Source organism: Salinivibrio sp. PR6 (assembly GCF_001995955.1).
GTDB lineage: Bacteria > Pseudomonadota > Gammaproteobacteria > Enterobacterales > Vibrionaceae > Salinivibrio > Salinivibrio siamensis.
The window spans coordinates 1-13,535 of record NZ_MUFA01000012.1; the positions used below are offsets into that span (position 1 = coordinate 1).

Consider the following 13,535-nt stretch of genomic DNA (forward strand, 5'->3'; position numbering starts at 1 on the left):
CGTCACTAAGCCCAAGTTAAGTGAAGGCTGCAATGTGAATAATCGTTAAAACCGTAAAAAAGCGCGACGTTGACGTTATTTTCGTTAAAAAAAACAGCTAAAAAGGTTGGCCGCTTCAGGATGCAATTACGATTCTCTCCTGATAACGACCCTGGATGGAATTATAATAATATAAAAATCATAAGGTTATGTTTAATTGTCTTTTGGGCGATGCATGTCACACACCAAAACCTGCTTATTTTTTAACGAGAAAAATCAGTATCTATTTTGTTGTGACAAGTCGCGCATTTCTGAGTGATATCCGACATAAAAGGGGATTTTTGCTAAGAAGCATTGCGATTGAAATGAGGTTGGTTCGCAAAGATTATTAATGAGCGATTTTAGCTCGTCAGTCAGAGGACAGGCACGTTAAGAGAACCCAAGAAATACGACTGTCCTCATAAGAGACAGTGTCTGTTCCCGCGAACTATTCATAGGACAGTCACCGAGGTTTGCTCACTTACTTCGATGCGCCTGTCCTGATAGGGCGCTAAAAGGGAGTGCTATAAGTGTCTGTCCCCACAAGAGCTGGTCCCCACAAGAGCTGATAGTGTGTCGGACAGAACGAGGGGCCTGCGGCTAACATGTAGGTGCCTGTCCTTACAAGAAATGAGAGCGCAAGAAGTACGACTGTCCTCATAAGAGACAGTGCCTGTCCCCAGAAGAAGGGATGCTTAAGAGGGTGGAGAAACGATAGCGGGAACGCAGCAGTGCCTGTCCCGATAGGAGAGGCACTGGGAGAGGGAGCGATTTGGCTGTGTTAGTCTTCTAGCAGTAGCTGGCGAAGTTGTTGGTAATAGGACTCCAGCTGAGTACGGGTCGTACTACGTTTGTCACAATGATCGAGGATAAAGCGAATGGAGCTCAGCACTGTGCGCCATCGCGGGGTTTTTGGCAGGGTTTCGATGAGCAGGTACTTATCCAATGTGCGGGTTTGTAAGCTACTACGGTCAAGGTAGACGCGCCAAAGACCACTTTGCTCGGCAAAATCGAATTTGCTTTTGCCTGTGGCTTCTTCCCAGTAATGCAAGCTGGCTACCATGGCATCAACAATTAGCTGTCTGCGTGCGTTGGCTTTATCTTGTTGTTGGTGTTGCGCTTTTTCAGCGATAGCTTCAAATTCGCCCCCCATGGCTTTTAGCGTTTCAAGTTGGCGCGAGTCTCCGCCTAATGCGTAGCCAGATAAGGCTTCGATGGCGCTTTCTAGGCTCTGTATACGAGACTGAGACACGGGAGCGTCTGTGTTGATGACATACAGGCTGTCAATGTCAGACTCTGCGGGAAAACGCAGCACCATACCGTCGACGTCTCGGGGACGTCCTTCAATATAAATGGTCAGTGGGCCTTGATAGCGCTCCATCTGATTGGCTTGCTCGGGCGCTTTCACTAAGGCTTGGCCATGCATCCGTTTTACCTCGTCTTGCTCACGCTCAAACAAGGAGGCTGCCGCTTGGTTAACAAAGCGAACCTGGCCATCTTTTCGCATACCTAACATAGCTTCAGGAGCGAGAGAGAGCTGTGAAATCAACCAAGACTGGGTTTCGAGTAGACTGGCCTGTTGCCGAGCACTTTGTTCAAGCGCCTGCTCGAGGCGTTGATTTTCTTGGCGGCGCTGTTCCGCTTGGCTAGCGGCAAGATGTGTTGCTATCCGTGCGGCGAGCTCTCTTTTATCAAAGGGCTTACAGAGATAATCATTCGCGCCGACCTCAAAGCCATAGATGCGATCATCAGGCTGATTTAAGGCGGTTAGCATGATAATCGGAAGTGCAGCATGGTCATAGCGTGCACGCAGCTGCTCACAGACCTCGAATCCACTCATTCCGGGCATTAGCACATCGAGTAAGATGAGATCTGGCTTTGTGGTGGCGATATGAGCAATCGCTGTACGTCCATCACTGGCTGTACTGACCTGATAGCCTTCAATATTAAGAAAACTGGTCAGTACTTGTTGGTTGGTTGGCTCATCATCGACCACTAAAATATGTAAGCCATTGTGATTATGCTGGCTTTGCGAAACAACGTCCGAAGAGGAGTGAGAGAGGGTTTCTCGCGTGTCATCTTGATGAATGTGTTGGGCAGAGACGGCGGAAAGCTCGGTGGTCAACACCGGAGGCTCATTGACGCTCGGAAGGGTGAAGCTAAAGGTGGTCCCCACTTGCGGCTGACTACTGACGTACAGCTGGCCGCCCATCAGCTCAACAAGTTGACGACTGATGGATAGACCGAGGCCTGCGCCGTGTTGATAATGATAGTGGCTACTCACTGCTTGTGCGAGCGGTTCAAAAACGGTGCTTAGCTGTTCCGCGGGGATCCCTTTACCCGTATCAACCACTTGGATGCGAACGCGATCGTCCAAGGTGTCGGCGCTAATAACAATCTTACCCGCATCGGTGAACTTAATCGCATTTCCCAGTAAATTGTACATAACTTGCTCAAGCCGTTGGGGATCCGCGTGTACCCAGATTGGCGTGTCGCTAAGCTGATTAATGATGTCTAGCGGCTTCTCTTTTTTCAGGTGCTTGGCGAGTGACAGCACAAGCTGTGTGATGGCGTTGAGATTGACAGGACCTTGCTCCAAATCCAATTGCCCATAGCGCATTTTATGGTAGTCCAAGAGATCATCAACCAACTTGGCCAAGCGCTGGCCGCTGTTGACGATAATCGACAGTTGATACTGATGATCGCGACTAATCGGACCGTTCGCACCGTCAATCAGTGCTTCGGCAATCCCTATCATGCCGTGTAAGGGGGTACGAAGTTCGTGAGAGGTGGTGGCCAGGAATTCATCTTTCAGCTTGTTGGCGACATGCAGCTCGTCATTCTGAGCACGTATGGTGGTGATGTTAGCTTCTAAGGCCTGGTTTTGTTGGCGTATTAAGGCCAGTTTTTCGCGAATGGCATGGCGCATGCGGGCAAAGCTCACCGCCAAACGCCCGATTTCATCACGACGACGCGTGTGGTGGATTTGGGTATCAAGGTCACCTGCACTGACTTTTTCTGCCGCCCATGTAAGCTGAAGCAGCGGGCGAGTAATAAAGTTGGACATATAGTGCGAGGCAATGACCACCGCGAGAATCGCAAGTAACATGGCAACGATAAAAAGCTGTTGCAGCTGGTGGATTCGAGCGTAGGCCACTTGCGTAGGGACTTCAGCCACTAGCCCCCATTTGAGACCGTGGGCGTGAATGGGGGTGTAGGCAGCGAGCATGGTTTGGCCTGATTGGGTTTGATAGCGGGTGACGCCCGTTTCTCCGGCTAATGCTTTTTCTATGGCAGGCGTGTTATTGACAAGCTGACTGTTGCTGGTTGAATGCGCTCGAGTCTTGCCGTCATCGCCGACGAGGTGTGTTTCAATCGCATTGGTTTCTCTGGGGGCCATTAGCCTGGTAAGGGCATGATTAGGAAGCCGGAAGATCGCGTAGCTATGCAGGTACCCTTGCTGAATAATGGGGGCGCCAAGCCATGCAACGGGTGCGTCGGTATCTTCAGCAGAAAAGTCCGAGATAATCACCTTAGGCGTCGGATCTAACTTCCCTTTTGTTTGTTGCGTTTGTTGTTTTAGGGCCGCGAAAGTGTGTCCCAGTCGTGCATTGCGATGCGGGCCTGAGAGTAGGTTAGTGCCAAAATTGTCCAGCTTTTTCACCGAATAGGTGACGTTGCCTTGCTTGTCGACCAAGAGGAGGTCGTCAAAATCTGCGCGAGCGAGCAAAGCTTGATAAGCGCGGTGGTAGCGTTTGTGTAGTAGCCGATAACGCTCGGTGGCGGAATAATTGGGATCGTCCTTGTGCACAGGCGTTTTGACCCTTTCACCGGACCCAAGGTAATAGCGGCGTTGTGCGTAATCACGAGCGGCGTCGATGTTTGGTCGTAGTCGCTGAAAAGCATTGACCAAACCATAAAAATGCCCACCACTGGCGTAGGCGAGCTCTGAAGCAACAAATCCAAGGACTTCCGCCTCTTTCGCCTCAAAGTAATCGTTGATTTGCTGCTGCTTACCGTCGCGAACCGATAAAAGGTGTGCCGTGCTTTGTTCTTGTAGATCTTGGCTATGGGCGTTAAGAAAAAACAAGGCGACCAAAATCAGAGGGAGGAGGCTCAATAGCAGGAAGGCCAGCATCAAGGTGTGATGGAGGCGTTTAAATGGGTAAGCAGTAAACAAGGTTTTCATAAGCAACAGCATCTTCCCTACAGCAACGTTCCAATGTCGTGGCCAGCGTCTAAGCCTCTGATGAGCCTGTTTCTCGCGCGACGACACGACAATCATTGTCTGCCTTGACGTTACTGAGTTTTTTCGCTTTGACAAGGAAGTCGCGATGGAAGCGTGTGGATCGACGCACTTTTCCGTGTATCGCTGCAAGATTGCGTATGTTTTGCCCACGTTATTTCATGGAACAACGGTCAAATAAAAAAGGCCTCGACAGATGCCGAGGCCTTTAGCATTCCGAAAGCAAACGGAATTAGTACTGAGGTTTGGTCGCCGGTGCGTAGGCAGACGCTCGTGCCTCGGCGCTACCTGCTGCTTTCGCTTCTGGGTTAGGCGCTTTAAAGGCAGCGATTGCCACAGGGCTGTGATCAACCGTTTCGTTCGGTGCCGGAGCCTTCATCATTGGTGACGTAGCGCGGCGGTATTGAATCGTTGCCGTCGGGGCGTTGATTTCCGCTTCGCGCTCAATCACTTTCTCGGTCACCAAATCGACCTCTGAGTCTTGCTCAGGGGTTGTCGCTGGCGCGTCTGGCGTCGCGACCTTAGGCGCAGCGTCGATCACAGGTGTTGCTTGGCTTTGTGCTGGTTGCGGTGCAGGCTCAGGGGTGTTTATCGAAGCCATTGGTTGGGTCGACACTGTGTCCGTCTCCTCCGATTTAGCTTGCATGATAATGACTTTACCCATGGCCATTTCTGGACGAGCAACACCACTGACAATGGCCTTATTGTTTTGGCGCTTGTCTTGGCGGCGGCGATCTTGCTTCACTTTCACCGGTTGCTCTGCCGACCACACCTTGCCCATTGCCATTTCGGGTGACGCCATACCGGTGGTGAGTGGCATTGGGCTTTTCACCATTGGGCGACGGCGACGACGCTGTCCACTGGCGCGAAGGTGGCGCGGTGAGCGACGGTTACGGCGCTTGTCCTGCTGACCTTCTTTCTTCGCGTTATCAGGCTGCTGCTTGGCTTGTTGTGCCACTTCCGCCCCGACCTGTTGCAAGTCTTTGCTTTGATCAGATGTAGCGTCTGTGGTGGCCTGCGTCTCCGCATTGTCTTTGTTGATACGTACGCTGCGGTTCAGCTTACGACGCTGGCGACGTTGTTTAACCTGTTCGGTTTTCTCCGACTTTTGGTCTTGCTGCTTGTTGCCTTTATCCGCATTGTCAGACTGTGGCTTGGTTACCTTGGCCTCATCTTGTTGCGTCGTAGGCTTTTTCGCTTTGTCGTTGCGGTTATCGTTACGGGTTTTCTTCCCTTTACGATTGTTATCGCGACGCTCTTCTTGCGGCTTATTCTGGCGGCGTTGTTTGTTGTTACGTCCACGTTCGCCGTTGTTGTTATCACTTTGCTCATCGCGGTTCTGTGGCTTATGGCCACGCGACTTATTGCGTTGGTTGTGTGAGTCGTGTGATGGCTTCTGGTTTTGCTTCGTCTGAGCTGGCTCAGGCGCAGCGGCAGGCTGTGACGACGCGGTTGCGGTATCCTCCGCTGGCGCGGCAAACAGGCGAGAGAAAAACTTACCAACTGTCGCAAACAGGCCTGGCTTGGCTGTCTCGGCTTCAGTGGCAGACGTGGTGGTTGCGCTTGGTGCCGGCGAGCTTGGCGCTGCAAACCCTTGTAATACAGGTTCTTCACGTTTTTTCGCTGGACGCGCTTGTTGTGGCTCTTCGCGTGCTTCTACTTCTCTGAGCGCATCAATCTGGCTTGGCAGCTGATAAGACAGGTTCGCCATTTCTTCACCGCCGCGGACGCGAACCACATCAAAGTGTGGCGTCTGCATGTCGGCATTGGGTACCACGACCACTTTGACATTGTGGTATTTCTCAATGTGCTGGACCGAGCGGCGTTTTTCGTTAAGTAGGTAAGAGGCGACGGGGACAGGGACGATACCCAGTACTTGCGCCGTGTTCTCTTTCATTGCCTCTTCTTCCATCAAACGAAGAATGGACAATGCTAGCGATTCGTTATCACGAATTACACCGGTGCCTTTACAGCGCGGGCAGATATGATGACTGGCTTCTGCCAGAGACGGGCTGAGGCGCTGACGTGACATTTCCAGCAAACCAAAGCGTGAAATGCGGCCAATTTGTACCCGTGCACGGTCCATGCGGACAGAGTCACGCAATTTGTTTTCCACCTCGCGCTGGTGGCGGACAGGGGTCATATCAATGAAGTCGATCACGACCAAGCCACCCAAGTCACGCAGACGCAATTGGCGTGCAATCTCTTCTGCTGCTTCGATGTTGGTTTGGCGTGCCGTCTCTTCAATATCACTGCCTTTGGTGGCTCGGGCAGAGTTAATATCGATTGAGGTTAGGGCTTCGGTAGGATCAATGACAATTGAGCCACCTGAGGGTAAGCGCACTTCGCGTTGGAAAGCAGATTCGATCTGACTTTCAATCTGATAGTGGCTAAATAGCGGCACTTCGCCTTCATAAAACTTGATGCGGCTGACAAAGTCAGGACGAACCAGTTTGATGTGCTCTTGGGCGCGCTGGAAGACCTTTTCACTGTCGATCAAAATTTCACCGATATCACGGCGCAAATAGTCACGGATTGCACGGGCAATCACGTTACTTTCTTGATGGATCAGGAAAGGCGCAGGGTTGGCGCCAGCCGCTTCTTTCACCGCTTGCCAATGATTGAGCAGGACTTTCAAGTCCCATTCAAGCTCTTCGGCCGATTTACCCACACCTGCAGTGCGTACAATCAAGCCCATCCCTTGTGGCAGTTCGAGGCCAGACATGGCTTCTTTTAGCTGACTGCGTTCTTCCCCCTCGATGCGACGAGAAATCCCGCCAGCACGTGGGTTGTTTGGCATTAATACCAAATAGCTGCCCGCAAGCGAGACAAATGTAGTTAGTGCAGCCCCTTTGTTGCCGCGTTCTTCTTTGTCCACTTGGACAATCACTTCCTGGCCTTCTTTCACCACATCTTTGATGTTTGGACGGCCTTGATAGGTGTAACCGGAAGGGAAGTATTCGCGAGCAATTTCTTTTAGAGGGAGAAAACCGTGTCGTTCGGCGCCATAGTCAACAAATGCCGCTTCCAGGCTAGGTTCGATACGGGTAATGCGTCCTTTATAGATATTAGCTTTTTTCGATTCATGGCCAGGACTCTCGATATCGAGATCGTATAGCCGTTGACCGTCAACCAATGCGACGCGCAACTCTTCCTTCTGAGTTGCGTTAATCAACATTCTTTTCATCTGATTTTTCTCATTTATTTATCATTGTTATTAGCGGTTGATGACGAGAGCAGTCGTCAATGCTGCCTGACCCCAAGTCTGATATGGTGCAGCCTCCCGGCTGGAGAAAATCAGGGGTGCGCTCGGGCAAGTTTTAATCGGCCAGCTGCAACGGTTTTTATGGCTCACCGGATTACGCAGTTGGCGTCCGCCGTTTTTACCGATGGCGGAGAGCTCTGACACTGACTAACAGTCTCGTGTCAACACACTAAACGGGTGCTTTTGGTTTACGTCTTACGCCAATTGCCGCGTAACGCCTTAAAAGCATTCGGAATTATGGTTCTTTTACGGATATAACCGTATACAGCTATCACTTGATTGACTCATCGCAGACCAGGTCTTTTGTCGAAAAGTGCATGTTCCACTGATGAAATCGCTGTCACAGGCGATAAGCTGTGTTTCAGATAAGCGTTTGCTTTTCTGATTAACGCCGCAACTATAGCAGGGAGACTAAAGTCCAGCAATCGGCTTTATTCGCTTATGTTGTGTTGGTAGTAAAACCGCGCAGATGTGGTGTTTTTTTGCACGATAATGCCTTGTGCCGCTCGCGGTTACAGGGGGGAACACAACCCGCTGCTGTGCTAAGTGAGGGGTGACTTGCCGTAGCAGGTGCATGTCGCTGTGCTTAGCGGTAGAATGAAGGTTATGACAGAACAAAAAACTCAAGTGCGATTCATCGACATCGATGACGACATCGCCGGCCAACGAATTGACAATTTTCTGCGAAATCAGCTGAAAAACGTCCCAAAAAGTATGATTTATCGCGTACTTCGTAAAGGAGAAGTGCGAGTTAATAAAAAACGCATAAAACCAGAGTATAAGCTGCAAGCCGGAGATGTGGTGAGGGTGCCTCCCATCCGCCTTCCAGAGCGCGATGAGAAAGCCGCGCCCAGTACTAAATTAGACAAAGTGGCCGCGCTTGAGCATTGCATTCTTTATGAAGATGACCATCTGTTGGTGCTCAATAAACCTTCGGGGACAGCGGTGCACGGAGGAAGTGGGTTACAATTTGGGGCAATAGAAGCGATGCGCGCGCTTCGCCCTAAGGCACGTTTTTTGGAGCTCGTACACAGGATCGATCGAGATACGTCTGGGATTTTGCTGATTGCGAAGAAACGTTCCGCGTTGCGTCATTTGCAAGCGCAATTTCGCGAAAAAACAGTACGTAAAGACTATTACGCCTTGGTGATGGGCAAATGGCCCGCTAAACAGCGCAAAGTAACGGCACCTTTATTGAAAAATGAGGTGAACAGTATTGTACGCGTCAATCCTAAGGGTAAGCCGTCAGAAACCCGTTTTAAAGTGCTTGAAAGCTTCGCTGAAGCAACCTTAGTGCAAGCAAGCCCTGTGACTGGGAGAACGCATCAAATTCGTGTGCACGCTCAGTATATGGGTCATCCGTTGGCGTGGGACGATCGTTATGGCGATCCACGTTTTGATGCGTATACCAAGTCGTTTGGGCTGGATCGTTTATTTTTACATGCGGCCACCATCCGCTTCCTACATCCGGGCAAGGATGAAAGCATGACGCTTAATGCGCCGATGGAGCCTAAGCTTGAGCGGGCGCTTGAGGGACTACGGACGAAAACAGCATCACTCAGAGGTTAAAGCAATGATAGTTGAATCACCGTTTACTTCCCCTTGGCAACCTGGCGCAAGCGAGATCAAGCAACCGTCGCATTCCGTGATTGCGCCATATTCACTGTTAATCTTTGACTGGGATGGCACTGTGATGGATTCGATTGGGCGCATTGTCTCAAGCCTGGACGCGGCGGCTCGGCTGACTGAGCAGTTGCCTATATTGCCACCAGAACGCTTGCAAACCATGATTGGCTTGAGCTTAGAAAAGGGCTATCAGCGGCTTTACCCTGACGCTGATCCGGCGTGGTATGCCGATTGGATTCAGCACTACCGTCAACAGTTTGTCTACGATAACCCGACGCCTTGTCAGCTCTATCCTGGCGTAAAAAACACCCTTATCTCTTTGAGAGCGCAGGGGTTTACGCTCGCGGTGGCAACTGGAAAATCACGCGCTGGACTCGATCGGGCCATGGCGGAAACGGGAACTCACGATTTGTTTTCGGTGACCCGATGCGCCGATGAAACGGCCTCTAAGCCGGATCCTCAAATGTTGGATGAAGTGTTAGCGCAAACAGGTATTCCACGTGATAAAGCACTGATGATTGGTGATACCGGCCATGATATGCAATTGGCCATCAATGCGGATATGGCAAGGCTTGCCGTCACTTGGGGCGTAGAAGGCGCCGCCAGCCTCTCGACCTATGAGCCAGTTGCCGTACTAAACAGCCTAAACGAGCTGGTGAGCTAATTGGCCGCTTTGATTATCCTTAAGTGCGTGTTGATACGGTTGCAAATACGAGTGCGCTGACGATGAGTTAGCGCATTAAATAATTGAGATACCTTCCTTTTCTAACATTTCACGCAAGCGTATCAGTGGGAGGCCTACAAGGGTATTCGGATCACGCCCGTGCATGGCATTGAAAAGGGCAATACCCAAGCCTTCACATTTGAAGCTGCCGGCACAATCTAGCGGCAGTTCTTTGTCGATATAACGAACGATTTCTTGTTCGCTTAGCTCACGAAAATCGACATGAAAGGGCTCAACGTCCGATTGATGCTCTCCCGTATCACTATTAATCAACGCGATTCCTGTATAAAAGGTGACTTGTTTTCCGCTTGCCCGTTTTAGCTGCTCGATCGCTACCTCTCGCGCATGCGGCTTACCAAGTATCTCCTCGTCAATCACACAAACTTGGTCTGAACCGATAATCAGAGCATTATCGAATAGCGGCATCCCCGCCATGGCTTTTTCGAGTGCCAAGCGTTCAACCATGTCGGTGGCACGCTCGTTTTCATGCCGGCTTTCATCGATCGCCGGCGCGAATGCAGTAAACGGAAGCGCAAACTTTTTAAAGATGGCTTGACGATACGGTGAGCTTGAAGCCAGCACAATTTTGGGAGGTTGCGTCGTGTGCATGATCGTTCCTTATATTGCGCGTAGTTGAAGGTGACTAAACAATCTGCGTGGTCGATGATTGTTTATTTTCAACTCTCAGTCTAACCTGAAAAAATAGCGGGCGCGACTTTGAGTCGGGCAAAGCGGGAGAGGTATGCCTGGCTGGCTTGTTGACCGCGGTGAAAGGGTTGGTTTTCATCGTTGCCGGTCTGAGTAAACGAGGCGCCAGAGGCATCCCGATCACCAATGGCTTGTGCGCTTTTGTCTCTATCATCCTTTCGCGCCTGACACAGGTAACATTTTCTTTGACTCCAGCGCATTTGGAGGCTAATATTCGCGCCCTATGCAGAAGGTAAAGCTACCGCTGACGGTTGATCCGTTCCGTTGTGCACAAAAGCAACTTGACTATGATGGCATTGTAGACAAGCAGCGTTTAGTGCGTCTCGGTGAGGCAACCCAAAGCATCGATAGTGATGCGGAAGTGATGCTTTCGTTCGACATTGACGCCCAAGGGCTCAAAACTGTCACCGGTCGTGCGACCGTAACAGTGAGTCTTGAGTGTCAACGTTGTTGGGAACCATTTCCATATCGCTGTGAAACTGAATTCGTTTATAGCCCGGTTTTCAATGATGACCAGGTTGGCAATTTACCGGATGCTTATGAGCCGGCATTAGTCGACGAAAACGGTGAGATTGATCTGATTCAATTAGTCGAAGACGAGTTGATTGTGGCCTTGCCACAAGTCGCCATGCACGAAGACACCGACTGTAAGGTCAGTGCAGACAACATGGTGTATGGGGAAATCCCACTTGCTGATGAGCGTCCAAATCCGTTTGCCGTACTAAAAAACTTAAAGCAAAGTAACGAGGAGTAGGGTCAATGGCCGTACAAAAGAACCGTAAAACCCGTTCTAAGCGTGGTATGCGTCGTTCACACGATGCACTGGGTACTCAAGCTGTATCTGTAGACAAAACTAGCGGTGAAACTCACCTGCGTCATAACATGACGGCAGATGGTTTCTATCGCGGCCGCAAGGTTATCAACAAGTAAGGTTGACCCTTGACTAGGTTAACCATTGCACTCGATGCGATGGGCGGGGATTTCGGTCCCCAAGTCACAGTGCCTGCCTCCGTGCAGGCATTGTCGCGTTTTGCGGACCTAAATGTGATCCTGGTGGGCGACCAATCTCGCATCCAGGCGTCACTGAATCAACGCCATGCCCAGCATCATTCCCGACTATCTATCGTCCATGCCCCGGACGTTATTCCTAATGACATGCGACCGTCCACGGCGCTGCGTCGGAGCCATGGCACGTCTATGCGTGTTGCACTGGAAAAGGTGGCCAGTGGTGAAGCAGATGCGTGTGTGAGTGCGGGCAATACCGGCGCGCTTATGGCGCTATCCAAATACTTGCTCAAGCTCTTACCCGGCATCGACCGTCCCGCTCTAGTGACAGCCTTACCAGGTGCTAATTATCAACGTAAATGGTTGCTGGATTTAGGCGCCAATGTGGCCTGTGATGCCGATACCTTATTCCAATTTGCAGTGATGGGCGCGGTGTTGGCGGAGGCTGAATTGGGGTATACACCTCGAATCGGGCTGCTAAACATTGGTGAAGAAGCGATCAAAGGGAATGACTTGGTGCGCCGCTGTGCCGATCTTTTGCAGCAAAGCGAGGCAGTGCGGTATACCGGCTACGTTGAGGGCGATCAAATCTATACAGGCGAGACCGATGTGATTGTCTGTGATGGCTTTGTCGGCAACGTGGCGTTAAAAACCAGCGAAGGTGTCGCACGCTTGATCATCGACAAGGTGAAAGCCCATCTCCACCCGCATCCTATTAAGCGTTGGATCGCGAAATGGCTATTTTCTGATCTTTTAAATCAACTCCAACAGCTGAAACCCGACCAGTACAACGGCGCAAGTTTGCTAGGATTGCGCGGCATCGTTGTAAAAAGTCACGGACGCGCTGATATCGCCGCTTACGAAAACGCTATTTTTGAAGCGGTGCACGAGGTCGAACGGCAAATCCCAACTAAGATAAGTGACCGTTTAGAGGCAGTTCTTCTCGAGAGGCATTAGTAGTCTTCATGTATAGTAAGATTTTGGGCACAGGCAGCTATTTGCCTGAACAGGTTCGCACCAATGCTGACCTTGAACAGATGGTAGACACCAGTGATGAATGGATTGTGACCCGTACGGGGATCAAAGAGCGTCGCATTGCTGCACCCACAGATACCGTTGCCTCGATGGCTTATCAGGCCGCCGTGCAGGCGATAGAGATGTCTGCCATTGATAAACATGACATTGACCTGATTATTGTGGCGACCACCAGTGGTGAGCGTGCCTTTCCCGCTGCCGCTTGTGATGTGCAAGCGATGTTGGGGATTAAAGGCTGCCCCGCTTTTGATATTGCGGCGGCATGCTCTGGGTTTGTGTATGCGTTAAGTGTCGCGGATCAATATGTTAAAAACGGGTTAGCCAAAAATGCACTGGTTGTGGGCGCTGATCGCCTCTCACATACCTGTGATCCCGATGATCGCTCCACCATCATTTTGTTTGGTGATGGTGCAGGCGCCGTCGTGCTTTCTGCCGATGAAAATGACGGCATTTTGTCCACCCATTTAAAAGCCGACGGTAAATTTGGCGAGCTCTTGAAACTTAAGTATCCAGAGCGTGGTCAATCGTTAGAGGCCGATGAAGCTTGGCTTTATATGGCGGGGAATGAAGTCTTTAAAGTGGCGGTGACACAACTGGCCAATATTGTGACAGAAACGCTTCAGGCCAACCAAATTGAAAAGACAGACATTGACTGGTTGGTGCCGCATCAGGCCAATTACCGCATTATTAAAGCGACAGCAAAAAAACTGTCGATGTCGATGGATCAAGTGGTATTGACGCTTGACCGTCATGGCAATACGTCGGCAGCGTCAGTACCGACCGCACTGGATGAGGCGGTACGAGATGGGCGTATTCAACGCGGACACACCGTGTTACTCGAAGCCTTTGGTGGTGGTTTTGCGTGGGGATCCGCGCTCGTAAGATTCTAAAATTAATAGGAAAACAGC

The 13,535-nt window shown here is 50.8% G+C and carries 9 protein-coding genes; 6 read left to right on the top strand and 3 right to left on the bottom strand.

What is annotated here, in order from left to right; translation table 11 throughout:
• Nucleotides 1–799: 799 nt before the first annotated feature.
• The gene (locus BZG72_RS10770) at nt 800–4,207 is read right to left on the bottom strand and encodes a hybrid sensor histidine kinase/response regulator (RefSeq protein ID WP_077666841.1); all 3,408 of its coding nucleotides are present in this window, start codon (nt 4,205–4,207) and stop codon (nt 800–802) included.
• 289 nt (nt 4,208–4,496) lie between these two features.
• Nucleotides 4,497–7,442: a ribonuclease E gene (gene rne / locus BZG72_RS10775; RefSeq protein ID WP_077666842.1), complete on the bottom strand. Its 2,946-nt coding sequence runs from the start codon at nt 7,440–7,442 to the stop codon at nt 4,497–4,499.
• A 693-nt stretch (nt 7,443–8,135) separates the two neighbouring features.
• Between rne and rluC the strand changes: the two genes are divergently transcribed.
• Nucleotides 8,136–9,098 (top strand): 23S rRNA pseudouridine(955/2504/2580) synthase RluC, encoded by a 963-nt coding sequence (gene rluC / locus BZG72_RS10780; RefSeq protein WP_046075430.1) that lies wholly within the window; start codon nt 8,136–8,138, stop codon nt 9,096–9,098.
• Between the two features lie 4 nt (nt 9,099–9,102).
• Nucleotides 9,103–9,819 carry an HAD-IA family hydrolase gene (locus BZG72_RS10785; RefSeq protein WP_077666781.1) on the top strand — a complete coding sequence of 239 codons (717 nt, stop codon included), beginning with the start codon at nt 9,103–9,105 and terminating at the stop codon, nt 9,817–9,819.
• Between the two features lie 75 nt (nt 9,820–9,894).
• Here BZG72_RS10785 and BZG72_RS10790 read toward each other — a convergent pair whose 3' ends face one another.
• Nucleotides 9,895–10,488: a Maf family protein gene (locus BZG72_RS10790; RefSeq protein WP_077666782.1), complete on the bottom strand. Its 594-nt coding sequence runs from the start codon at nt 10,486–10,488 to the stop codon at nt 9,895–9,897.
• Nucleotides 10,489–10,810: 322 nt separating this feature from the next.
• Here BZG72_RS10790 and yceD point away from each other — a divergent pair, with 322 nt between their 5' ends.
• From yceD to BZG72_RS10815, 4 genes are read left to right on the top strand one after another with little or no spacing between them, the layout of a single operon-like run.
• Nucleotides 10,811–11,341 carry a 23S rRNA accumulation protein YceD gene (gene yceD, locus BZG72_RS10800; RefSeq protein ID WP_077578967.1) on the top strand — a complete coding sequence of 177 codons (531 nt, stop codon included), beginning with the start codon at nt 10,811–10,813 and terminating at the stop codon, nt 11,339–11,341.
• A gap of 5 nt (nt 11,342–11,346) precedes the next feature.
• Complete coding sequence (gene rpmF / locus BZG72_RS10805; RefSeq protein ID WP_046075434.1) at nt 11,347–11,517, top strand: 50S ribosomal protein L32; 171 nt, start codon at nt 11,347–11,349, stop codon at nt 11,515–11,517.
• 9 nt (nt 11,518–11,526) lie between these two features.
• Nucleotides 11,527–12,549, top strand: coding sequence for a phosphate acyltransferase PlsX (plsX, locus tag BZG72_RS10810; protein ID WP_046075435.1), 1,023 nt, complete (start codon nt 11,527–11,529; stop codon nt 12,547–12,549).
• Between the two features lie 8 nt (nt 12,550–12,557).
• Nucleotides 12,558–13,517 (top strand): beta-ketoacyl-ACP synthase III, encoded by a 960-nt coding sequence (locus BZG72_RS10815; protein WP_046075436.1) that lies wholly within the window; start codon nt 12,558–12,560, stop codon nt 13,515–13,517.
• Nucleotides 13,518–13,535: the final 18 nt, after the last annotated feature.